This is a genomic window from Marinitoga arctica (assembly GCF_054657315.1).
The window spans coordinates 38,757-63,882 of sequence record NZ_BAAHYY010000007.1 but is presented as its reverse complement, the minus strand read 5'-3'; the positions used below and the strand labels follow the sequence as shown (position 1 = coordinate 63,882).

Annotated in this window: 21 protein-coding genes; 11 read left to right on the top strand and 10 right to left on the bottom strand. The window is 26.6% G+C overall.

Annotated elements, in window-relative coordinates; translation table 11 throughout:
* The first annotated feature begins 97 nt into the window (after positions 1 to 97).
* Positions 98 to 868 (top strand): metallophosphoesterase family protein, encoded by a 771-nt coding sequence (locus ACYQ44_RS03615; protein WP_459995288.1) that lies wholly within the window; start codon positions 98 to 100, stop codon positions 866 to 868.
* Positions 869 to 896: 28 nt separating this feature from the next.
* Here the strand turns inward: ACYQ44_RS03615 and ACYQ44_RS03610 are convergent, their stop codons facing one another.
* Positions 897 to 2,174 carry an ArsB/NhaD family transporter gene (locus ACYQ44_RS03610; protein ID WP_459995285.1) on the bottom strand — a complete coding sequence of 426 codons (1,278 nt, stop codon included), beginning with the start codon at positions 2,172 to 2,174 and terminating at the stop codon, positions 897 to 899.
* Positions 2,175 to 2,312: 138 nt separating this feature from the next.
* On the opposite strand from ACYQ44_RS03610, the gene ACYQ44_RS03605 reads away from it, so the two are divergent.
* The 5 genes from ACYQ44_RS03605 to ACYQ44_RS03585 all read left to right on the top strand — a co-directional run bounded on the left by ACYQ44_RS03605 (position 2,313) and on the right by ACYQ44_RS03585 (position 7,899).
* Positions 2,313 to 3,560, top strand: a complete 1,248-nt coding sequence (locus ACYQ44_RS03605) for an amidohydrolase family protein (protein ID WP_459995284.1) — start codon at positions 2,313 to 2,315, stop codon at positions 3,558 to 3,560.
* A 1-nt stretch (position 3,561) separates the two neighbouring features.
* Positions 3,562 to 4,989, top strand: a complete 1,428-nt coding sequence (locus ACYQ44_RS03600; protein WP_459995283.1) for a sensor domain-containing diguanylate cyclase — start codon at positions 3,562 to 3,564, stop codon at positions 4,987 to 4,989.
* Between the two features lie 64 nt (positions 4,990 to 5,053).
* Positions 5,054 to 5,362 carry a ubiquitin family protein gene (locus ACYQ44_RS03595; protein WP_459995282.1) on the top strand — a complete coding sequence of 103 codons (309 nt, stop codon included), beginning with the start codon at positions 5,054 to 5,056 and terminating at the stop codon, positions 5,360 to 5,362.
* Between the two features lie 32 nt (positions 5,363 to 5,394).
* Positions 5,395 to 7,110, top strand: coding sequence for a phospho-sugar mutase (locus ACYQ44_RS03590; RefSeq protein ID WP_459995280.1), 1,716 nt, complete (start codon positions 5,395 to 5,397; stop codon positions 7,108 to 7,110).
* A gap of 57 nt (positions 7,111 to 7,167) precedes the next feature.
* Entirely contained in the window at positions 7,168 to 7,899 is a 732-nt protein-coding gene (locus ACYQ44_RS03585; protein WP_459995278.1) for an SDR family oxidoreductase, read from the top strand.
* 36 nt (positions 7,900 to 7,935) lie between these two features.
* Here the strand turns inward: ACYQ44_RS03585 and ACYQ44_RS03580 are convergent, their stop codons facing one another.
* From ACYQ44_RS03580 to ACYQ44_RS03565, 4 genes are all read right to left on the bottom strand, one after another.
* On the bottom strand, positions 7,936 to 8,589 hold the full coding sequence (locus tag ACYQ44_RS03580; protein ID WP_459995277.1) for an ABC transporter ATP-binding protein: 654 nt from the start codon (positions 8,587 to 8,589) through the stop codon (positions 7,936 to 7,938).
* Entirely contained in the window at positions 8,589 to 10,175 is a 1,587-nt protein-coding gene (locus ACYQ44_RS03575) for an ABC transporter permease (RefSeq protein WP_459995276.1), read from the bottom strand. The genes ACYQ44_RS03580 and ACYQ44_RS03575 overlap by 1 nt, the downstream gene beginning before the upstream one ends.
* Position 10,176: 1 nt before the next feature.
* Complete coding sequence (locus ACYQ44_RS03570) at positions 10,177 to 11,193, bottom strand: Fe(3+) ABC transporter substrate-binding protein (protein ID WP_459995274.1); 1,017 nt, start codon at positions 11,191 to 11,193, stop codon at positions 10,177 to 10,179.
* 288 nt (positions 11,194 to 11,481) lie between these two features.
* The gene (locus tag ACYQ44_RS03565) at positions 11,482 to 13,230 is read right to left on the bottom strand and encodes a M3 family oligoendopeptidase (protein ID WP_459995272.1); all 1,749 of its coding nucleotides are present in this window, start codon (positions 13,228 to 13,230) and stop codon (positions 11,482 to 11,484) included.
* Positions 13,231 to 13,352: 122 nt separating this feature from the next.
* Here ACYQ44_RS03565 and ACYQ44_RS03560 point away from each other — a divergent pair, with 122 nt between their 5' ends.
* The 5 genes from ACYQ44_RS03560 to ACYQ44_RS03540 all read left to right on the top strand — a co-directional run bounded on the left by ACYQ44_RS03560 (position 13,353) and on the right by ACYQ44_RS03540 (position 18,851).
* Positions 13,353 to 14,084, top strand: a complete 732-nt coding sequence (locus tag ACYQ44_RS03560; RefSeq protein ID WP_459995271.1) for a metallophosphoesterase family protein — start codon at positions 13,353 to 13,355, stop codon at positions 14,082 to 14,084.
* An 18-nt stretch (positions 14,085 to 14,102) separates the two neighbouring features.
* Positions 14,103 to 16,016: a BMP family ABC transporter substrate-binding protein gene (locus ACYQ44_RS03555; RefSeq protein WP_459995270.1), complete on the top strand. Its 1,914-nt coding sequence runs from the start codon at positions 14,103 to 14,105 to the stop codon at positions 16,014 to 16,016.
* Positions 16,017 to 16,330: 314 nt separating this feature from the next.
* Complete coding sequence (locus tag ACYQ44_RS03550; RefSeq protein WP_459995269.1) at positions 16,331 to 17,236, top strand: DNA adenine methylase; 906 nt, start codon at positions 16,331 to 16,333, stop codon at positions 17,234 to 17,236.
* An 11-nt stretch (positions 17,237 to 17,247) separates the two neighbouring features.
* Positions 17,248 to 18,072: a type II restriction endonuclease gene (locus ACYQ44_RS03545; protein ID WP_459995268.1), complete on the top strand. Its 825-nt coding sequence runs from the start codon at positions 17,248 to 17,250 to the stop codon at positions 18,070 to 18,072.
* Between the two features lie 2 nt (positions 18,073 to 18,074).
* Positions 18,075 to 18,851 carry a TRM11 family SAM-dependent methyltransferase gene (locus tag ACYQ44_RS03540; RefSeq protein ID WP_459995267.1) on the top strand — a complete coding sequence of 259 codons (777 nt, stop codon included), beginning with the start codon at positions 18,075 to 18,077 and terminating at the stop codon, positions 18,849 to 18,851.
* 89 nt (positions 18,852 to 18,940) lie between these two features.
* On the opposite strand, the gene ppdK is transcribed toward ACYQ44_RS03540, so the two are convergent.
* Genes ppdK through ACYQ44_RS03515 form a run of 5 tightly spaced genes read right to left on the bottom strand, consistent with a single transcriptional unit; the run spans position 18,941 to position 25,118 of the window.
* The gene (gene ppdK, locus ACYQ44_RS03535) at positions 18,941 to 21,604 is read right to left on the bottom strand and encodes a pyruvate, phosphate dikinase (protein ID WP_459995265.1); all 2,664 of its coding nucleotides are present in this window, start codon (positions 21,602 to 21,604) and stop codon (positions 18,941 to 18,943) included.
* A 30-nt stretch (positions 21,605 to 21,634) separates the two neighbouring features.
* Positions 21,635 to 22,621: an NAD(P)H-dependent glycerol-3-phosphate dehydrogenase gene (locus tag ACYQ44_RS03530; RefSeq protein ID WP_459995264.1), complete on the bottom strand. Its 987-nt coding sequence runs from the start codon at positions 22,619 to 22,621 to the stop codon at positions 21,635 to 21,637.
* Between the two features lie 15 nt (positions 22,622 to 22,636).
* The gene (locus ACYQ44_RS03525; RefSeq protein ID WP_459995262.1) at positions 22,637 to 23,824 is read right to left on the bottom strand and encodes a metallophosphoesterase family protein; all 1,188 of its coding nucleotides are present in this window, start codon (positions 23,822 to 23,824) and stop codon (positions 22,637 to 22,639) included.
* On the bottom strand, positions 23,808 to 24,203 hold the full coding sequence (locus ACYQ44_RS03520; RefSeq protein ID WP_459995260.1) for a MazG nucleotide pyrophosphohydrolase domain-containing protein: 396 nt from the start codon (positions 24,201 to 24,203) through the stop codon (positions 23,808 to 23,810). Before ACYQ44_RS03520 ends, ACYQ44_RS03525 begins: the two co-directional genes overlap by 17 nt.
* A gap of 9 nt (positions 24,204 to 24,212) precedes the next feature.
* Entirely contained in the window at positions 24,213 to 25,118 is a 906-nt protein-coding gene (locus ACYQ44_RS03515) for an ABC transporter substrate-binding protein (RefSeq protein ID WP_459995259.1), read from the bottom strand.
* Positions 25,119 to 25,126 lie beyond the last annotated feature (8 nt).

Here is a 25,126-nt window from a genome sequence, read left to right as displayed (position 1 = left end):
ATTTAAATAATTAATTAACAAAATCATATTTGTAGTGTAAAAGGATTTTGAGAAAATAACTGTATATAATAAAAATAATATTAAAGAGGGTGGTACTATAAAAATAGCATTTATTTCAGATATTCATAGTAATATAGAAGCTTTGAATTCTGTATTAGAAGATATCGAGAAAAAGGAAGTTGATAAAATATATTGTTTGGGTGATTTAGTGGGATACGGACCTAATCCCAATGAAGTTATTGACATTATAAAAGAAAAGAAAATAGAAAGTATAATGGGAAACTATGATGATGCAATAGGATATGAAAAAGAAAGTTGTGGATGTGCTTATAACACTGGTAGAGAAACAGAAGTAGGAGATGAATCAATTAATTGGACAATAAAAAATACCTCTAAAGAAAATAAAAATTTTTTAAAATCATTACCTTTAAAAAAAGAAATAGAAATAGAAGGTGTAAAACTTTTTCTCGTACATGGCAGTCCATTAAATTACTTACTTGAATATGTAAAACCAAATATAGATTCTAAAAGATTAAAAGAAATTACTGATAATATAGATGCAGATATTATAATTAATGGACATACGCATTTAATGATGGCAAAGCATATTAATGGCAAAAGTATTTTAAACCCAGGAAGTGTTGGACGAACAAAGGATGGAGAACCAGTAGCTACATATATGATTTTAAATATATATAATGGAATATATGATTATGAATTTATAAAGGTTAAATATGATGTAAAAACAACTATAGAAAAAATTATAAATGTTGGTTTACCTGTGGAATTAGCAACAGTTTTAGCATTAGGTGGAACATTTAATATGGGACAATCTAAAAAAAGAAATGAAATAGGATTCAAATTATAAAATCAGCTTTTTAAGCTGATTTTATAATTTATTGTATATATAATAAATATCCCATATAGACTATTCCTATTATTAAAGAAATAAACACTGGTACTATCTTCCATTTCATATATTCAATAAATCCAAACTTTCTTCCTAAATTTTTTTCTAAATAGTTTACCGCAACAATATTCTGGACAGCCCCAAGTGGAGTTAAACTTGTAGCAAAGTTAGCACCTATAGCAAACGCCCACCATAGCACTGGAGTCATTCCTTGTCCAACTAATATTTTGATAACAGGTGCTAGAATTAATGCAGAAGGGACGTTATTTAAAATAGGAATTGTAATTATAGCTATTAGATAAAAAATGCTCAATAGTAAAAGAGGTTGTGTTTCTAATGGTATGAACATGTGAGCTATTTTTTCTGTAAACCCTATTTCTTCTAATGCATAAGAAGTCATATATAGTCCAGCAAAGAAAAAAAGCATATCCCAATCTATATCTTTAGCTACATCTTCATAACCATGTGAAAATTTAAACACCAATATAGAACCACCTAATAATGCAATAACAGCTAATTCAAGATTAAGTGTAGAATGCAAAATAAAAAGAATAATTACTATTATAAAATCTATCAGTGAAATCCACATCATTTTTTTATTAGTTATAGCTTTGTTCTCATTCATTTGTTTTAATTTTTCAATATTTTTTAACGATTTTTCATCAATTTTAAGATGTTTTTTAAAATATATAAGAACCCCTATAAATGCTAGAATTGAGACAGGTCCCATTTTAGTAATAAAATCATTAAATGAATACCCGCTAATTGAGCCTATAACAAGATTTAAAGGACTACCTATTAATGTTGCTGCTCCACCAATGTTATCCATTAAGATCGTAAGAGTAATTAAAGGGATAGGACTTATTTCAAGCATATCAGAAATTAAAAAAATCATAGGTGCCATAACCAATATAGTAACAACATTGTCAAGAAAAGCTGAGGTCAATGCTACTATAACCATTAACATAGTGACGGTTAAAAAAAATCTTTTTCCACCTAATTTTATTATTTTTATTGAAAAATACTCAAAAAATCCTGATTTACTCAAAAAAGCAACAATCATCATCATACCAGTTAATAATCCTAATGTATCAATATCTACCACATGGCTAAAGTTTTCTGTATTTAAACCTTCTACCAGATGTAATGCTGAAACTAATAATGCAATACTAAAAACAACGACAGGTTTATTCTTTTTTCCAAAAATAATATATAAATAAGCAAAAGAAACTAGTATAATAACTAATATAGAATTTAGTGGCATTTTTCCCCCTTCTTTCGTAAAAATTCCTTTATATCTTAATACGCAAATATAATAATATTATGTCATTTAAATGTAAAAAATATAAAAAAGTTTTACGATTTATAGTATAATAAAATATATTACACCAGAGGTGATGTTATGTATTATCTTAATGAAAATGGAGAATTTATATATAAAGACACTAAATTTAATATAAAAAAATATGTAACTCCATTGATTACTGATACACATATGCACATTTTAGGGTTTGGAGAAAAATTATTAAATCCAGATTTGGAATCTTTAGAAGATAATGAAATATTGGATTTAATAAAATTAAAATTAAAAGAAAATCCATCGAAAATTATGTTAAGAGGTTGGAGTAAAACTAATATTAATAAAAAAATATTAGACGAAATTTCGAAAAATATACCTATAATTTTAATTAGGAGATGCGGACATATTGCAATTGTTAATTCTTATGTAATAGAAAGGTTAAACCAAAATAATGAATATATAGTCTATAATAAAGGGGAAATAAAAGAAAAAGCATTAGAAGAATTTTACGAAAAATTTGGATATTTTTCTGATATTAAAAAAGCCTATAATAAAGCAAAGGAATATTTGATTTCTAAGGGGTATGGAGTTATACATTCTGACGATTTACATGGGATTGAAAAAGAAAATTTGCCATTTGATAATGATCTCAAAATATACGAAAAGGTTGCTATAAATAATTATGAAGAGTTAATAGAATATAAAAACAAAGGATATTTTGAAAAGTTTAAAGTGGTAAAAATATATGTTGATGGATCTTTTGGAGGAAAAACCGCATATTTAAGGGAAAAATATAATGATAGTGAAACTAGGGGAGAATTGATTTGGAATAGTTTTGAATTAGAAAAAGTTATGGAATTTTGTGAAAATAATGGTTTGCATTTATGTATGCATTCAATAGGTGATGGAGCAATAGATGTAATATTGAATGCAGTAGATAAAATTAAGCCAGTAAATTATCATAGAATAATTCATGCTTCAATATTACATGATGATCAAATTCGGAAAATAAAAAAATATAAATTAATTTTGGATATGCAGCCGGAATTTATAAATTCAGATAAAAAAATATTGAATTCCAGATTAGGAACAAGAAAAAATTTAACATATAGGTTTAAAGAATTATATAATAACAATATACCTTTGTTTTTTTCTTCAGATGCTCCAGTTGAAATTCCAGATTGGTTTAGAGATGCTAAAACGTTAAATAAACTTGGATTACCATTAAATTATATAATATATCATATGACTTATTTCCCTCAAGTTATTGATAAATTTGAAAGAGATAAAAAGTTAATTTTTAATGAAAATCCTTTTTTGAGATTAACCATACCGTTGATCGGAGGATAATATGTTATACGTATTTGTTTTTCTGCTAATATTGTTTTTTTTATTGGCTATATTTATTTATAAACTAAATAAAAAGATAAAAAATAAAAATCAAGAAATATTTGCATTTCTTGACGCTTTTCCTGATTATATAGTTGTTCATGATGAGCTTAATATTTATTATTCCTCTCCAAAAATAGAAAAAATTATAGGAAAAAAAATAAAAACAATAAATGAATATATTGAGTTGTTTCCTGTAGAAATTAGAGCTGAAATTATGAATAATATTTTAAAAGAAAAAGAAGGTATATACGAAACTGTTTTTAGACAATACAAAGATAAAATATACAGAATATATTCAGCACCTATTTATATTGATAATAAAAATTACACATTAAATGTTTTTAGTGATATAACAAAGGAAATAAAGAGGGATAAAAATATCAAATTATTTAATGAAATTAATAATATTTTAGAAAAAATACTAAAATTAACTTATGATGAACATTTTAATTTAAAAGGAGTAATGGAAATTATATATAATTATTTAAATAAAATAAATTTAATTGATATGTTTGCATATTCATATTTAATAAATGATAATGAATCTAAAGTAATGCTATATTACGAGAATAAACTGTATAATTATATTAGAAAGCGAAATGAAAAAAGTATTATATGGTATTTTTTAGATAATAAATTAGAAAAATTATATATTCCAAATATTTCGAATTTTCAAATTAATGATTATAAAGCCATGTTTAAAGAAATAAAAGACAAAAATATAACTTCATATATTTTCCCATATCATTTTAATGGAAAGATAAGTGGGGTATTTTCATTTTCGAAAAATGGTGAAGATGCGTTTTCAGAAGAAGAAAAGAGAGTAATAGAACTTGTGGCGCGTGAAATTGATTTTATAATTAGGTATCAAAATATTTTAAGAAAGTATAAGGAAGAAAAAGAATATTATGAATCATTAGCGCATAAAGATATATTAACTAATTTATATTCAAGATATTTTTTCAATGAATGGATTATTAAACATGTTGAATATTTAAAAAGAAGTAATAAAAATTCCATTATAGTAATGATTGATATTAATAAATTTAAAAAAATTAATGATATATATGGTCATGTCAAAGGAGATGAAGTATTAAGATTTATATCTAATACTATTCAATATAATATACGTAAGATGGATATTGCTGTTAGATTTGGTGGTGATGAGTTTTTGATTGTTTTTCCAGAAGCTTCATTTGAAGATATTAAAAACAAAATGTTGAATATAAGTCAAAAAATTCAAAGGAATAATTTTGATTTTGATATTAGTGTTTCATATGGGATATCAGAACTGGATGTTAATAATTATATTGAATCATTAAAAATTGCAGATGAAGAAATGTACAAAATGAAAGAAAAATTAAATAAAAATATTGAAAATATGTAATAAAAATTCATCGTATTTTACGATGGATTTTTATTATTGTGATATAATAAATAGGGGTGATAATATGCTTAAAGTAAAATTTATGAGTAATTTAAGAAGTATTTTGGGTAAAAAAAGCATTGAATTATATTTAGATAAAGAAAAAAATATAGATGAAATTTTAGATGAAATAGGTAAAGTTGTGAATTCTAAATTTGAAGTATTATCAAAAGAAAAAGATTATATAAATATTAAGCTATTTATAGAAATAATGGGGAAGATGAGTTTTATAACTATGAAGGTAAAGTTTTTATATAATAATGAATTTATTTCACTTGATAAAAAAATATTGGATGGGGAACTACAGGTTTTACCATTACTTGGTGGCGGATAAGTTACAATAGAATATATAAAGGAGTGATTTAAGTGGATTACATGAAGGTTTATGAGGAATGGTTAAATAGTCCTTATGTAGATGAAGAAACTAAAAAAGAGTTATTGTCTATAAAAGGTAATGAAAAAGAGATTATGGAAAGGTTCTACAAAGAATTAGAGTTTGGTACAGCAGGGTTGAGAGGAGTTCTTGGTGCTGGAACAAATAGGATGAATATTTATACTGTAGGGAAAGCTACTCAAGGATTAGCAGATTTTATCAAATCTAAAGGCGAAGATTATATGAAACGTGGAGTTGTAATAGCTTATGATGTTAGACATAATTCTGATGTATTTGCAAAAACTGCAGCATTAATTTTAGCAGCAAATGGTATAAAAGCATATTTGTTTGATCACATTGCACCAACTCCATTATTATCATTCTCAGTTAGAAGATTACATACTGCAGCTGGAATAGTTGTAACTGCAAGTCATAATCCAAAAAATTATAATGGGTATAAAGTGTATTGGGAACAAGGGTCTCAAATATTAGATGATGTAGCAATACCTGTAATGGAAAATATAAAAAAATTAACAGATTTTTCTATGGTTAAGAAAATTTCAGAAAAGGAAGCTTTAGAAAAAGGATTATTAGAGTATGTTGGTAAAGAAATTGAAGATGAATATATTGAAAAGGTAAAAAATTTAGCAATAAGGGAAGATGTTGATAAAGATTTAAAGATAGTATATACACCTTTAAATGGTACAGGAAATAAACCAGTAAGAAGAGTTTTAGCAGAAAGAGGATTTAAAAATGTATTTGTTGTCCCAGAACAAGAAAACCCAGATCCAGATTTTACCACTGTTGGATATCCTAATCCTGAGGATATTAAAGCTTTTGAATATGCGAAGAGATTAGCTAAAGAAAAAGATGCAGATATAATAATTGCAACTGATCCAGATTGTGATAGAACAGCGGTAATGGTAAAACATAATAATGAATATATACCGCTAAATGGGAATCAAACAGGGGCATTATTGATTAAATATATTATAGAAGGAAGAAAGGAAAAAGGAATACTTTCAGAAAAAGGAATGATTATAAAATCAATAGTTACAGGGGATTTAGGAAAAGAATTAGCAGAAAAATATGGAGTTGTTACCTTTGAAACATTAACAGGTTTTAAAAACATATGTGGATTAGAAAATGAATTAGAAGGTAAATATGATTTTGAATTTGGTTATGAAGAAAGTATAGGTTATGTAACAGGAACATTTGTAAGAGATAAAGATGGAGTTATTTCTTCTATGTTTGTTTCAGAGGCAGCAGCATATTATAAAAAGTTAGGTAAAACATTGGTTGACGTTTTATATGATATGTATAATGAGATAGGATATTATTTCGAAAACAATTTTTCTATAATTATTGAAGGTTTAGAAGGTATGACAAAGATGAAAAAAATTATGGAAATATATAGAAAAGATTTTCCAAGAGAAATTGGAAGTATGAAACTTGTAAGATATATGGATTATTTAGAGAAAAAGGATTATGATTTATTATCTGGTGAAATAAAAGGTACAGATGTTCCTAAGTCGAATGTTTTAAGATTTTTCTTTGATGATGGTTCATGGTATGCAGTAAGACCATCTGGTACTGAACCTAAATTAAAAATTTACATTTATTCAAAGGACAAAGAAGAGGAAAAATCAAAAGAAAAACTTGAACTAATGAAAGAAAAAATTATGCAAATAATTAATTCTGTTGAATAAAAAAATTCCCCTGTGCTGTTTGTGCAGGGGAATTTAACAATAAAAGGGGGGAGAAAAATGGATTTAGGATTGAAAGATAAAATAGTCATGGTAACTGGGGGGAGTTCTGGAATAGGTTTGTCCGTAGCAAAAAATTTTTCAAATGAGGGAGCAATTCCTATTGTAATATCAAGAAATGAAGAGAAATTAAAAAAAACAGGATTTCCATATATTGTATGTGATCTATCTAAAAAAGAAGATATAGAAGAAATGGTAAAGGCTTTAGAAAATAAATATGGTATTCCTGATGTGATTTTTTTAAATGCCGGAGGTCCTAAATCAGGTTATTTTGAAGAAACTTCTGAGGAAGATTGGTATTATGGATTTGAGCAAAATCTTATGAGTACTATACATATTTTAAAATATTTTTTACCAAAAATGAAAGGCAAAGAGTGGAGTAGAATAGTATTTTTAACCTCTCTTTCTGTAAAAAATCCTATTGAAAATTTATACATATCTAACTCTATAAGATTAGGAATAACAGGATTATTAAAAACATTATCTTTAGAATATGGAAAATATAATATAACCATTAATGCTGTAGGTCCTGGTTGGACAAAAACTAATAGGGTAAGGGAATTAGTTGACGAAAGTAAAGAAAAAGAGATTTCGGAGGCTATTCCATTAAAGAGGATGGCTTTACCTGAAGAAATTGCAAATGTTGTTGTTTTCCTTTCTTCGAAAAAAGCATCTTATATTAATGGACAAACAATTTTGGTTGATGGAGGATTATCAAAATTTCCATTATAAATGAGGCCGTATTTGGCCTCTTTTATTATTTTTATACTAATTTTTTTTTATTTCTTGTGAAATGCCAAAAAATCTTATTTTTCCTTTTTCAAGAATAATAATTTTATCTGCCAAAGAAAGAGCATCATTTTTATCATGTGTTACTAGAATAGTAGTTGTATTTGCCTTTATTAGTATTTCTTTTAACTCAATTCTTATTTTATCTTTTAAGTTTTCATCTAAGTTGCTGAAGGGTTCATCTAATAAAAGTAATTTTGGTTCCGTCGCTAAAGTTCTAGCTAATGCAACTCTTTGTTGCTGCCCGCCACTTAATTCATATGGATATCTGTTTTCATAACCTATTAAACCCACTAATTCCAACATATTTTTAGATTTCCCCTTTTTAGCATATTCGATGTTTTCTTTGACGGTCATATGTGGGAACAATGCATAATCTTGAAAAACGAAACCTATATTTCTTTTTTCAGGCAAAATAAATTTGTTACTAGAAGATAAAATTTTATCTTCTAAGCGAATTATTCCTTTTTGTTGTCTTTCAAATCCAGCAATAACTCTGAGAATTGTACTTTTTCCACTCCCGCTTTCTCCCAAAATAGCTACAGTTTCCCCTTTTTTAATTTGAAAATCGACACCCTTTAATATATAATCCTTATTATATTTAAACCAAATATCTTCGACATATAAAAACATTATTTATCATCTCCTGATAATTTTTTTAATATCATGATGAAAACGAAAATTATTATTATTATTGTTAATGAAGCTACTGAAGCTTCATGAATCATTTCATCGTTTGCATACTCAAACACTTTTGTAGCCAAAGTATCAAAATTAAAAGGGCGTAAAATAAGTGTTAATGGCAATTCTTTTATTATTTCTATAAATACAAAAATGAAAGCACTAAAAATAGCTGGTTTAATCATAGGAATATCAATATTAATAAATGTCTTAAAAAATGTTTTTCCTAAACTTCTTGAAGCTTCATGATAATATTTCCCGTTTTTTTCAAAATTTGAATCTATTGGACTATATGCAATATTTAAAAATCTAACAATATATGCATATATTAGCATAATAATGGAAGAAGATAATATTAATTTTGTTTTAAAATTTAACATATTGTATATAGGATATAATTTTTTATCCAAAGTTATAAAGAAAACCATAACACCAACTGCAATAACTGCTCCAGGTATTGAATATCCCATAGTTGCTAATTTAGATAAAATTTTTGAATTTTTTCTACTAAATCTTATTGTATCAGAAATTATTAATGCAATAATTATTATTAAAATAGAACTAATAAAAGATATAAAAAATGAATTAAAAGTTAATTTAAAAAAATTAATATTTGTATTTTTATATGAAAAAATACTCCATTGAATTAATTGTAATAAAGGTAAAAGGAAAGATACAAAAAATACGATAATATAAAAGGTCATTACAAGGAATAATGGAATACCTTTTAACTTTCTTCTGTTTATAGGTTTTTTATTTTTAGTAAAGAACGCTTTATTTTGTCTTAAATATCTTTCTATTGATAAAACAATAAATACAAATAATAACATTACAGCAGATAGTCTAATAGCAGTATTTACATCTCCTAATGAAAACCATGCTTTAAATATACCAGTACTAAATGTTGGTATACCATAATATTTTACAACGCCATAATCATTTAAAACCTCCATTAATACAAGACTAGTCCCGCCTACAATTGCGGGTCTAGCCAAAGGAAGAATAACTTTAAAAAATGTTGTTAGAGAGTTTTTTCCCAAAGATTGTGAGGCTTCAATAATACCTGATATTTGTTTACTGAAAAAAGATTTAACTGTTAAATATACATATGGAAATAAAAATATTGAAAAAATAAATACAGCACCTGAAATAGACATTATATTCAGTAAATAAGATTTCCCATTATAATTAGTATATTTCATTAATAATGTTTGAATGGTACCAGTATAACTTAGCATTCCAGCATAAACATATGAGCCTATAAAAGGTGGTATTGTTAAAGGTAAAATTAACGCCCATTCAAAAAAATTTCTATAGGGAAATTCATAATAACTTATAAACCATGCACTTAGAATTCCTATTAATGATGAAAGTATTGCAGTACCAATTATTAATTTTAATGAGTTTAATACATAATTTTTTAATAAATATGTATAAATGTGTGTCCAGTTTTCATTTGAAGGTAATATAAAATTATATAATACGATAAATATTGGTATAGAAATCACTAAAATTAATAAAAAGGTCGTTTTTTTCATATTATTTCCAACCTGCTTTATCCATGATTTCCACAGCTTTTGAATTGTATTCTCCTAATAATGTTAAGTCTATATCTTGTGGTTCAAACTTCCCAAATGATTTTAAAAATTCAGATGGTTCAACTTCAGGATTTGCAGGATATTCATAATTAGCTTCAGCATATAATTTTTGAGCATCTTTGCTTGTGAGAAATTCTAATAATCTAATAGCATTTTCCTTATTTTTTGCATATTTTGCTACTGCAGCACCACTAACATTTATATGCGTTTTTTTTGGGAAATATAATTTAACCTTTTTTGCAGCATTAATTTGCTGTTCATCTGATGAATTTAACATTTTTCCCATATAATAAGTATTAATTATTGCAATATCTCCATCACCTGCAGCTACAGCAATTACTTGTGCTCTATCATTCCCTTGTGGTTCTCTTGCCATATTTTCAACTATTCCTTTTGCCCAATTAAAAGCCCATTCTTCACCATAAATAGCTATAAAAGAAGCAACTAAAGATTGATTATAAATATTTGAAGATGAGCGTATTAAAATTCTTCCTTTCCATTCCGGTTTAATTAAATCTGCATATGTTTTTATTTTAGATATATCAACTCTTTCTGGTGCATATGCAATTACTCTTGCTCGAACTGTTAAAGCGTACCAATAATTATCTCTATCTCTTAAATATGATGGAATGTTTTTTGTCAATATTTCAGATACAATTGGTTGTAATAATCCTAATTCTTTTGCCCTATGTAATCTTCCCACATCTGCAGTAATGAATAAGTCGGCGTTTGTATCTTCACCTTCATTTTTCATTCTTTCAATTAATTCGTCTTCTCCAGCTTTAATAACATTAACTTTAATACCTGTAAGTTTTGTAAAATCATTATATAATTGTTGATCTGTGTCATAATGTCTGCTAGTATAAACATTTACTACTCCACCTTGTCCATACCCAAACATACCAGCGAAAATAGTTAATGATAATATAAGTAATAATATAGTGGCAAACTTTTTCATTTTGCAACCTCCTTTGGTATTTTAAATTATTTTTTTCACTAAATCATTTTAATTATACCAATTTTTGTCCTATTATCAACTAAGAAAAAATTACAATAGTAGAAAAATTTTTGTAATATATTATGGTTATTTACACAAGATTTATAAAAAAATAACCATAATTTAAACAAACACCCCTATCATATAGGGGTGTTTGTTTATAAGTTAATATATAAAACAATTTTAGTTTCTTTAATTTTTTGTAAAAAAGAAAAAATTTTTTAAAGAACAAATACATATTTATAACAATTACAATTTACTAATTAATTCTCTTTCTAGATATTTAAATCCTTTTTCCCAAAATTCTCTTTTTGTTATATCTATACCAATTTTTGATAATAAAACTTCAGGAGCATTATTTCCTCCGCTTGATAATAATTCTTTATACTTAGGTACAAATGCTTTCCCTTCTTCTAAATATTTTTCATATAATGCAATTACTAATAAATTTGCAAAATTATATGCATATACATAGAACGGAACACTGATCATATGAGGAATAGAACTCCATTCATATTTGTATTCTTCAGTGATTTTCACTGAATCTCCAAACATTATTTTTAATTCTTTCTCATACAAATCAGATAATTCATCATATGTTGCCAAACCATTTTCATCAATCATTTTATGCGATTGAATTTCAAATCTTGCAAACATATTTTGTCTAAACATTGTGGCGAACATATCCTCTATTTTTGAAGCAATAAATACTTTTTTATCATCTTCATTTAATTCATTTAATAATTTATCCATTACTAACATTTCACCAAAAACTGATGCTACTTCTGCCATTGTTAGAGGAGTATGATAATTTAATAAATTTTGTTTTGAAGATAAGGTTCCATGTACACCATGGCCTAATTCATGAGCTAGTGTCATAACATCTCTCATGTTTCCCGTAAAATTCATTAAAATAAATGGTTTATAATTTGGTATGTTATATGAGCAAAATGCTCCCCCTCTTTTTCCTGGCGCTATTTCAGAATCTATTCTGTTTTCATCGAAAAATGATTTGACAATGTCACCAATTTCTTTATCAAAATCATAATATGATTCTAAAACCATATTTTTAGCTTTTTCAAAAGATATCTCTTTTTTTACAGGATCTAATGGAGCATAAATATCAGCCAATGTTAATTCATAACCTAAATATTTTTCCTTCCATTTATAATATCTATGCACTATAGGAGCTTGTTCTGTTGTAACATCGATTACCATATCAACAATACTATCATCAACTTCATTTGCCATATTTCTCATAGAAATAGGTCTAGGATAATTTCTTAATTTAGTTTCTGTATCATAATATTTTGCTACAGAGTTAAATGTACTTTCTAAAACTATTTTATCTGAATGATATTTTTCAAAAAACATTTTCATAGCCTTTCTTCTTAATTCTTTGTTTGGATTTTGTCGTAATGCTCTAATTTGAGGACCAGTCATTTTTTTTATTTCACCATCAATTTCTATTTCAAAGCTATATGATGAAGTTAATTTTTCATATAGCATATCAAAAGCATCTCTTCCTGCAGGTTGTAAAGCAGATAATACTTTTTCTGCATCTTCGCTTAAAACATGAGGTTTTTCTTTAATCAATTTTTCCATTACGTGTTTATATTCTTTTAATTCTTCAGAATTTTTCCATCTTTCTAGTTTTTCAATTGGATGGCTAAGTAATAATGGTTTCCAAAAAGATAATTCTATCTCACCTTTTGTTAAATAATCCTGTCCCATGGCTATTAATTTTTGGGCTTGGACGTTTTGAGTATTTTCAGCATATAGTAAATGAGCATATTGTATAGCAAAATATGGCTTTTCCATAATTTCCTCTAAATCTTTAAAAAAATTTCTTAATTCAGAAGCAGTTAAATTTTCTGATGAAAGTTTTGAATAGTATTTTTCTTTTATATTTTTCGTATTTTCTAATGCAGATTCAAAATCTCTTTTTATATTCTCGCTTTCTGGCGAATCATAAAAAAATGTTAAATCCCATTTCATTATATTACCTCCTATTTTTAATTTGTCATACTAACATTATAGCATAAAATTATTATAAATTTTATTTTATAAATTTTATTAACTTTTTTGGTATAATAAAAAAAAATCGGAAGGAAGATAAAATGATAGAGATACTTGCAGTTTCTGATGAAGAAAGAAATTATTTGCCTAAAAAAATAAAAAAATGCGATATTTTATTTGGATGTGGAGATTTATCTCCAGGGTATTTTGATTATTTATTAAATACATTAAAACCAAAAGTAAGCTATATGATTTATGGTAATCATGATAAAAAATATTTTAAAAATATTTTTGATGTGGATTTATCTGGATATTCTAGTGTATATAAAGGATTGATAATACTACATGAAAATATTATAAATTTAAAAAAAGAATTAAATATAAAAAATAATTTATACATTGGTGGTTTCTCTGGAGCTTTTTCATATGGCAAAAGACCATTTCATTTTTCTGAAAAGGATGTAAAATCTTTTAAAAGAAAGCTTCAAAGGAATAAAAATTTTAAGTTTGTAAAAGATATAGATATAATAATTACGCATTCGCCTCCTGGATTGGGAAATATGTTTGAAGAAGAGATAAGTACATATCATAGAGGATCCAAATTAATGGGGTTAATTTATAAAAAGTTTTTTCCAAAAATCTGGTTTTATGGTCATATACACCCAAGATATACAGATCAATTATTAAATTTTATAATACATCATAAAGATAAAAAATCTTATTTACTAAATGCTGTCCCATATAAATATGTAAAATATGATGAAACAAGAAAAGAAATAGTAGAAATTATAGGTGAGGAAGGAGTAATTAAATTTAAGGAAATTTTTCTTTAATTGATGGGAGAGGATTATATGAGTAATATGAGATATGATAGTTCTAAAGAATATAGAATAGCAAAAAAAATGGGTGAGAGAGAATTATTATTTTGGCAAAGTAGAGGTAAAGACGGTTATTTACCTGCCCTTGAGGAAATTATAAAAAATAAAAATATAGTTAGTGAAGTATCTCTCGGAACAATAGAAATTCCAATTACAAAAATAAAAGGAACATTTTACTCATCTAGAAAAAGTGCATTTGCAAAAAATTTTATGCCCCTATTAGAAGAGAATACGGAATTTGCTATAAAATGGATGAATTTATTTGAAGCTCAGCAAGAAGAAGGGATAAGAGATGCTATTATAGCATATGAATACTTAAATAAATTTTTTGTAGTAGAGGGTAATAAAAGAGTAAGTGTTTTGAAATATCTTGAATCACCATCTATAATGGGTAATGTAAAAAGATTAATACCAAGTTATGATGAAATGGATTTAAATATAAGGATATACTATGAATTTTTGGAGTTTTATAATAAAACAAAAATAAATATGATATGGTTTAAAAGAGAAGGTGGATTTAAAGAATTAGAGAAAATTTTATTTGATTATATAGAAAAAAACAATGAAAATCCAACAGAATTTTTTAGACATTTTGAAAGATTTATTTATTGGGATTTTAGAAAAATATTTCATGAGTTAAACGGTGAAAAATTGCCTATTACCACAGGAGAAGCTTTTTTATATTATTTAAAAAAATATGGAATTCAAAGACTAATTTCTGATAAGGAATTAAAATCACAAGTGAAAATAATAATTAAAGAACTTGAAGATATTTATATAGAAGGGAAAAAAGGAATATTTCAAGATGTATTTTCTTCATTTATTAAATCAAATAATGATAAACGAATTAATATTGCTTTTTTATACAGAAATTATATTGAAGAAAGCACTTGGGTGAAGTCTCATGAGATTGGAAGAAAATACATAAAAGAAAAATTCGGAGATAAAATAAATACCTTTTATATAGAAAATGTAAAAAAAGAAAAGTCATTTGAAGTAATAAAAGAATTAGTGGAACAAGATTATAACTTAATTATAACTACAAGTTTTGATTTTATGGATCCTACCTATAAAGCGGCTATAGAATTTCCAAATGTAAAATTTTTAAATTGTGCTGGATATAAAAGTTATAGAAACTTATCAGTTTATTTTGGTAGAATCTATCAGCCTAAATATTTATCTGGAATATTAGCTGGAGCGATGACAAAAAATAATAAAATAGGATATTTAGCTCCATTTCCTTTACCACTATTTATAAGGAATTTAAATGCTTTTTCTCTAGGTGTTAAATCAGTAAATCCTCGTGCTAAAATAATTGTTAAATGGACAAAAAAGTGGATAGATCATGATATTGAAAGTGAAAAAACTATGCAATTAATTAATGAAAATATAGATATTTTAGTATCAGATATGGATTCTATAATACCTCAAACTATTGCAGATAAATATGATATATATACTATAGGATATAATATAATAACTCAAGATATAACTCCAAATACTTATATAGCAGCAGCATATTGGAAATGGGGGAGATTTTATAAAAGAATAGTTGAAAAACTATTAAATAACGAATGGATAATAACAACTTCAAAAAACTTAGAGGATTTAAAAAAATATTGGTATGGAATGGATAGAAAAATTGTTAAATTATATAAGAATAAAAAACTAATACCAGGACAAACAGAGAAAATTGTAGGGGTATTAAAAGAATTATTAAAGAATAATAATTTTGATATTTTTAGTGGTCCAATATATGATAATAATGGAAATTTAATTGTAGATAGAAACGAGAGTATTCTTGATGAAGATTTATTGAAAATGGATTGGTATCTTGACAACATTGAAGGAGAAATAGAAAAAGTTATTTTTAATACAGATGGATAAACTAATACACCTTTTATCTATTAATACCTTTATTTTTTATGATTTAAAAGATGAGTTGATAAATTCTTCTATATTATTTAATGATTTGTGTACAACTTAGTTAAAAAATATTTGCGGAGAAAAAAGATTATTTTTTAATGTTAATAAAAGAAGGGTTGATTATTGAAGAAATATTATATTTAGCTTCAAAGATAAAATATTTATGAGATATATATAATTGTAACAACAGTATACAAATATTCTACAGTTGTTACAAAGGTCACAATAAAATATTTTTAATTAAGAGAATTTTTAAATTAGATTGGAGGAATATTATGAATAGATTATTCAATCAAATAACAGCAAAACCTTTTTTGAAGTGGGCAGGTGGAAAAACTCAGATAATACCAGAGATTGAAAAAAGATTGCCTAAAAAGTTAAAATCTAGTGGAGGAATGAAATATGTTGAACCTTTTGTAGGTAGTGGCGCAGTATTATTTTATCTGCTTTCAAATTATAATATTACGGAAGCTTATATTTTTGATGCAAATATAGAATTGATAAATTTATATAATATCATAAAAAGCAATGTAGATGAATTAATTGATTTATTACATATATTTGAATCTCTATATAAAGAAAAGTCTGATGAAGAAAGAAAAAAGTTCTATTATCATCAAAGAGAAGAGTTTAATAATTTAAAAAATAATCCATTAAAGAAAGCTGCTTTATTTATTTTTTTAAATAGAACATGTTATAACGGTCTATATAGAGTTAATTCAAAGGGAGAATTTAATGTGCCTTTTGGAAAATATAAAAATCCAAAAATATGTGATGAAAAAAATTTAAGAAATGTATCTTTTGCTTTACAAAATGTAAGTATTTATTATGGAGATTTTGAATTGAGTAATAAATTCATAGATGAAAAAACATTTGTGTATTTAGATCCGCCGTATAGACCTCTGAGCTCTACGGCCAACTTTACATCATATTCTAAAAATAATTTTGATGATAATGATCAATTACGTTTAAAAATTTTTTATGATAAAATTACTGAAAAAGGTGCAAAAGCTTTGTTAAGTAATTCTGATCCAAAAAATATGAATATCAATGATAATTTTTTTGATGAGTTGTATAAAGACTATATTATTGAAAGAGTGCGGGCAAAAAGAATGATAAATTCTAAATCTCAAAAGAGAGGAACCATCACAGAATTATTAATAAGAAATTATTTTGATTAGGGGGGATTTTAATGGATAGATTTGACGAATTTATTAGTACATTATCAGAAACTAATGCAACATTAGATTATTTTACTGATTTTGATAAAGTTATAAATAATGTATCAAAGATAGAGATAAAGTTAAATCAACTAAATTATTTGCTTGGAAAGAAAGATATTAAAAAAGCTGTATATGAATTGCATCAAGAAAATCCTAAAGCTTTTGATGTTCTTGATATATTAATTGCAGTGCGTAAAAAACATAAAAAGAAAGTTTTAGATGAATTTGGTAACTATGCATATATCGAGCAATATTTTAAAGAACCAGAAAATATATATTATTTTATAAAAGAAACAGGTTTAGAAAAAATATTTTTAGATAAAAACATTACAAACCTTGTAGATTATGTATTTGGCATAGAGGTTGGACTTGATACAAATGCCAGAAAAAACCGTTCAGGAAAAAATATGGCAAAAATAATAGAAAAAATTTTTAATAAAAATAAAATAAGTTTTAAAAAAGAAGTTAATGTTAAAAGTTTTCCTGAAATTACAAGTCTTGGTTATGATGAAAAAAGATTTGATTATGTAATAAATACGTCTAAAAAACAATATTTAATAGAAGTAAATTTTTTTAATGGTGGAGGTTCAAAACCTAATGAAGTAGCAAGAGCCTATTCTGAATTAGCAAATAAATTGAAAAAATATGATGAATTTGAATTTGTATGGATAACAGATGGTAAAGGATGGATGTCCGCTAAAAATAAGATCCAAGAAGCTTTTTCCATAATTGATAAAATTTATAATTTGCACACATTAAAAAAATTTATTAAGATAGTAAAAACGGAGATGTGAAAATGGAGAAAAAATATGGATTAGAATATTCAACGGTTTGGTCATTTCCTGAAAGAGGGAGATGGGAAACTCATAATTCTAAATATAGAGGCAATTTTGCTCCGCAAATAGCTAGAAATATAATTTTAAGATATTCTAAAGAAGATGATTTAATATTGGATCCTATGGTGGGTGGGGGAACAACATTAATAGAAGCTAAATTATTAAATAGAAAAAGTATAGGTGTTGATATTAATCCTAATGCAATTAAAATAAGCAAACAGAATATAACTTTTGAAAAAGGAAAATATAAACCGAAATGTATAGTTGGAGATGCGAGAAATTTAAATTTCATAAAAAACAATTCTATAGATTTAATATTAACTCATCCACCATATCTGAATATTATAAAATATTCAGAAGGGGAAATAAAAGGGGATTTTTCAAACATTTCAGGAGTTAAAAAGTTTTGTGATGAATTAGAATATGCTGTAAAAGAATTTTATAGAGTTTTAAAACCTGGAAAATTTTGTGCAATACTTATTGGAGATACAAGAAGAAATAGACATTATATACCATTAGCATATTTTGTAATGCAAAAATTTTTGAAAAACAACTTCATTTTAAAGGAAGATATAATAAAAATTCAATATAACTGTCAAACAACTCCATATTGGAAAAAACAAGTTGAAAAATATAATTTTTATTTAATAATGCACGAACATCTTTTTATTTTTAGAAAGCCTTTTGAAAGTGAAAACTTATCGAAGTATAAATATAGTATGTACAATTGTTTTTAAGTAAGAAATTTGGTACAAAGGTAATAATAATAATAATATAATAATCAACCCCCGGGAGAAATAAATCTCCCGGGGTTTTGATTATTATATTAGTCAGCGTAATTTACAAATTTTCCTCTTTTGAATTTAACTGCTGCTTGAGCTGCGGCTAATCTTGCAATTGGAACTCTGTATGGTGAACAACTTACGTAATCTAATTGTGTTTTGTGGAAGAATTCAATTGATTCTGGATCTCCACCATGCTCACCACAAACACCTAATTTTAATTCTGGATTTACTGATCTACCATAATCTTTTGCAATTTTAACCATTCTGCCAACGCCTGTTTGGTCAACATGTTTGAATGGATCTTTTTCATAAATTCCTTTTTCAATGTAATCATTTATGAATTTACCATAATCATCTCTTGAGAAACCTAATGTCATTTGTGTTAAGTCGTTTGTACCAAAACTGAAGAATTCAGCAACTTCAGCAATTTCATCAGCTGTAATAGCTCCTCTTGGAACTTCTATCATTGTACCAACTTTGTAATCTAAATCAACGCCAGCTTCTTCGATTAATTTATCTGCAGTTTCTCTAACTATTTTATCTAAGTATTTTAATTCATTTACTGTTCCTACTAATGGAATCATAATTTCTGGTTTAACCTTTTTACCTTCTTTAACCATTTCAATAGCAGCCATGATAATAGCTTTTGTTTGCATTACAGCAACTTCTGGATATGTGATAGCTAATCTTACACCTCTGTGTCCCATCATTGGGTTGAATTCGTGTAAGTTTTCAACGATTTCTTTTAATTCTTCTACAGTTATACCTAATTGTGGTGCTAATTCTTTCATTTGTTCTTCGTCATTTGGTAAGAATTCGTGTAATGGTGGATCTAATAATCTGATTGTTACAGGGAATCCTTCCATTGCTTCAAATAAACCTTTAAAATCATCTTTTTGTAGTGGTAATAATTCTGCTAATGCAGCTTCTCTTTGTTCTACAGTTTTAGAAACAATCATTCTTCTCATTTTTTGAATTCTGTCGCCTTCAAAGAACATATGTTCTGTTCTACATAATCCAATACCTTCTGCGCCAAAGTTTCTAGCTACTTTAGCATCTCTTGGAATATCAGCATTAGCTCTAACTCCTAATACTCTTATATCATCAGCAAATTTCAATAATTCAGCAACTTCTCCTTCTAAACCTTGTGGTTTGATTGTTTTAATTTTACCAAGATAAACTTTACCTGTAGTACCATCAATTGAAATCCAGTCTCCATCCTTTACAGTAACGCCTCTTGCTGTAAATTCTTTAGCTTTTTCGTCAATAACAATTTCTTCAGCACCAACGATAGCTGGTTTACCCATACCTCTTGCAACAACAGCTGCGTGTGATGTCATACCACCTGTAGCGGTTAAAATACCTTCGGCAGCGTTCATACCTCCGACATCTTCTGGACTTGTTTCTGGTCTTACAAGGATAACAGGAGTCCCTTCTTTAGCTAATTCTTCTGCTTCATCAGCACTGAATACAACTTTACCTGTTGCAGCACCTGGTGATGCTGGTAATCCTTCTCCGATTTCTTGTGCTTTTTTAACTTCTGCTTCGTCGAATGCAGGGTGTAATAATTTGTCAATTTGATCTGGTGTTACTCTCATTACAGCTGTAGCTTTATCGATTAATCCTTCTTTTACTAAGTCAACAGCAATTTTAACTGCAGCTTTAGCTGTTCTTTTTCCTGTTCTTGTTTGCAAGAAATATAATTTTCCTTTTTCAACTGTAAATTCAATATCTTGCATATCTTTATAATGATGTTCTAATCTATCCATAATATCTGTTAATTCTTTATATACATCAGGCATAATTTCATTTAATTTTTCTAATGGGAAAGGTGTTCTTATACCAGCAACAACATCTTCACCTTGTGCATTTGGTAAGTATTCACCATATTTAACCTTTTCTCCAGTATTTGGATCTCTTGTGAAACATACACCTGTTCCACTATCATCACCCATATTACCAAATACCATCATAACTACGTTAACAGCTGTACCTAATAATTCCCCTTCTTTTATTCCGTTAATAGCTCTATATTTAATAGCTCTTTCATTCATCCAGCTACCAAATACAGCTTCAATAGCGATCCATAATTGTTTTTTAGGATCTTGTGGGAATTCTTTTCCAGCTTTTTTATAAATTTCTTTGTATAATTCTACAACTTTTTTGAAGTCATCAGCTTCTAATTCAATATCCAATTTAACGCCTTTTTCTTCTTTAACTTTATTTAAAGCTTCTTCAAAGTCATGGTGAGGAATTCCTAATGCGACATCACCAAACATTTGCATGAATCTTCTGTAAGCATCATATGCAAATCTTGGATTATTTGTATTTTTTGCTAATGCTTCAACAGTTTCATCGTTTAAACCTAAGTTTAAAATAGTATCCATCATACCAGGCATAGAAACAGCTGCACCTGATCTAACTGATACCAATAATGGATTATCTTTATCACCAAATTTTTTACCGGATACTTCTTCTAATCTTTTTAAAGCAGCTTCTACTTCAGCTTCTAATGTTTCAGGAAATTTTCTATCATGTTTCCAATAATAATCACAAACTTCAGTTGTAATTGTGAAACCTGCTGGAACAGGTAAACCCATTCTTGCCATTTCTGCAAGATTAGCACCTTTTCCACCTAATAAGTTTTTCATTTTTGCGCTACCTTCGGCGATACCACCGCCGTAAAAATATACCATCTTTTCCATATGTTTCTCCCTCCTTATCAATGTAAAAGGTTAAATTTCATTTTTTAATTCTCTCATCATTAATTCATGAATGGCCATTTTAGGATTTTTATTTAAATAAAGCACTTCATATGTTTTTTCTGTTATAGGCATTTCTATATTTAACACTTTTATTTCATTATATAAAGCTTTTACAGTATAAATACCTTCCGCCACCATATTCATATTTTCAATAATTTCATTTAATTTTTTCCCTCTTCCTATCATTTCGCCAACATATCTATTCCTACTATGTTGGCTCGTACAGGTTACTATTAAATCACCAAGACCAGCTAACCCTGAAAAAGTTTCCTTTTTTGCCCCCTTTTTTTCGCCATATCTCATAATTTCTGCAAGCCCTCTAGTAATTAATGCGGCCTTAGAATTGTCCCATCCACCTATACCATCAATTATACCAGCAGAAATTGCTATTACATTTTTCATAGCTCCTCCAATTTCTACCCCAATAACATCATCGTTAGTATACACTCTGAAAGAGACATTACTAAAATTTTCTTGAACAATTTTTGCATATTTTAAATCATATGACGAAGCGACTACACTTGTTGGAATATCTCTTGCAACTTCTTCAGCGTGACTTGGACCGCTTAATATCACATATTTTATATTTTCTCCTAAAATATCTTGTAAAATTTCACTTATTCTTTTTTGTGTGTGGATTTCTAATCCTTTTGCTAGATTAACAAGAATTTGATTTTTATAATAGAGTTTAATCTTTTCAGAAACTTCCCTGATTGCCTGTGTTGGGATAGCTAAAACTAATAACTCAGAATTCTCAATTACTTCTTTTATATCTAAGGACGGAATAATTGATTTTGGTATTGAAATCCCAGGAAGAAAATATGGATTTTCACCATTTTTTAAAGCCTCAACTACATGCTTGTCTCTTGACCATATTCTAACGGTATGGCCATTATTCAATAAAATTTTTGATATAGAAGTTCCCCAACTTCCAGAGCCTATAATTCCAATATTCATAATTATCCTCCTTAATTATATCATATCTTTTATTATAAATTCAGTGTTTAAGCTTTTGTTACTTTCTTTTACTATAAAATAACTTATTTGAGTTCTTTTTAAAAATTTTGAATTGTTTTTAACAGAGGTCCTTTTTATGGTGTGTTTCCAACTTCCCAGGTTACAATAGAAAACTTCGCCGTCATCAGTTGGAAATACTTCATATGATGGGACATGTATATGTCCCATGATTATTCCTTGTAATTTTGAAGGTATAACAATATCTTTTTCAGAATATCCAACACAATATTTTTTTGGAATAACTCTATTTTTATATAATAACTTTTTCACATTTTCCATTAAATAATTTGTTCTTTTTGCTCCTCGTAATGAACTTATAACTCTTACAAGCATCTCGCTGAATTTTATTCCACCTATTTTATTAATAAATATATATGATAAAAGATGTATGAATGGATAGTTTTCTTTTAACCATTCTTTTGATTCCTTGCTTCTTACAAAATTGACAAACATATCTATCCATTTATATTCTAAATCAAGACCTATAGAATACTTTTTTCTTATAACTTCTAACCAAAGAAATATTTCCATTTTTGGTTCGATGTTATCATAATCCATTAGTATTTCATCTGGAAGAACATTTAGAACCTCGTTATCAAAGTATTTAGATATAAAGTTTTCCATTAATTCACCATATGGAGATAATATTTTTCCTGTTTTAGTAAGGGTTAATCTATTAAGGGCATCAAATTGATTTCCATGAATAATAAAAAGTTCCCATTTTTCATCATAATAATAAGGATGGATTTCAACATTTTTCCCTAAAAATTCTTTAAATGTAGATTTTAATTTATTATCAAAAAGTAAGTAATAATCATGATTCCCCACTATATAATGTATGGTATTTTTTTGAGAATATTTTCTAAAAGCGTTTATTAAATCTTTATGATTTTGTTCAATTTTATGTAGAATATAATTAAAATCAATGTTTTTTACAATTTCAAGTACATCATTACTTTTATGGTGTGTTTCATATGATTGAAGAATTTCAAATCCATCACCTACAATATACAATTCATTGTTTGATTCTTTATTTAAATCATCTAAAATTTTTATTAATTCACTATCATATTTGAAATCATCCTTTTTATTACCATTACCAATGTGGAGATCACTTAAATAAACTTTAATCAATATTCTCACCTAGCTTTTTTTCTGCTGTTTTTCTTTCCTTCCAGATCTTTGCTGCTTCTTCGTAAGAAGTATTTTTTTCCCAGAAAAGCCAAGGTTTTCTATTGGAAATTTTTGATACAACTCGTTTGATTACTTTGTCGGAAGATATTTTATAATCTCTTTCAGCAATTTTTAATAGTAAAAGTGAATCATATATTAAATCTCCAATTTCTTCTTCAAGATTATCAATATCATTCTTAGAAAGAGCCTCTTCTATTTCTTTTATCTCAGAAGAGGCTTCATTTAACATAATTTTTGTATTTATAGATTTTACCCATGGACATTTTTCAATACTCTTTTGCAATATATTACATAATTTTTTAAATTCATCAAAAAATTTGTTATTCATATTATTCTCCTAATAATTTAAATAAAGATCTTTTGGAATATCGGATATAGCGCCATATTCATATAAGTTTTTTAAATATAAATCCGTTATATTTTTAATATCTTTTGTATAATAGATTTCTGAACGTGAGGCAGCTTTTTCTAAAACAGGTTTTGGCATAGTTTGCATAATTTTAAATACATAATTCAAAGCTTCTTCAAAGTTATTCTTATAAAAGTCATTTGCTGAAGCTTCGTAGGCATTCAATACCCGCTTGACAAAATTTGGATTTTCTGAAAATTTTTTATTTGATACAAAAATGCCTGCTATAGGGATTTTTTCATCTTTTAAATTAAATAAATTAGAATATAATTTTTGTAAATCCATTTGTGTTTTAATTTTTCCTTTTGTTTTTATTTCTGCTAATGAAACAAATGGTTCAGGTAATACGGCAATATTTTCTTTTCCGGAAGCTAATAGCTGTATAATTTCTGGACCACTTGTTACATATGCTATTTCAAAGTCAATATTTTTCATCTTTTTTAGTATTTTTAATATTACATCAGCTGTTTGACCAGGGCCATGAAGTGTAACAATCCTTTTGCCATTTAAATCTTCAACATTAGTTATTTTTTGTGAAGAAACAAGATAAAATGTTTTCCATAACGAAATGCCAGCTAATTTGTAATTAGCGCCTTTATTTATTAATTCAACACCTAAAGCAACAGGAAGAACAATAAAATCCGCTTGTTCTTTTAAAACTAAAGCTTGAGCTTGATCAATATTTCTCCAATAATATGTTTGTAATGTTGGAACTTTGTTTATATATAATTCTGCAGCAGGCAAGAGAGTAGGACCTAAAGGATTATAAAATGTACCAGCAAAAATTGAAAAACCTATAATTAAAATACTAAATAAAAAAACAATTTTTTTCATAATACCAC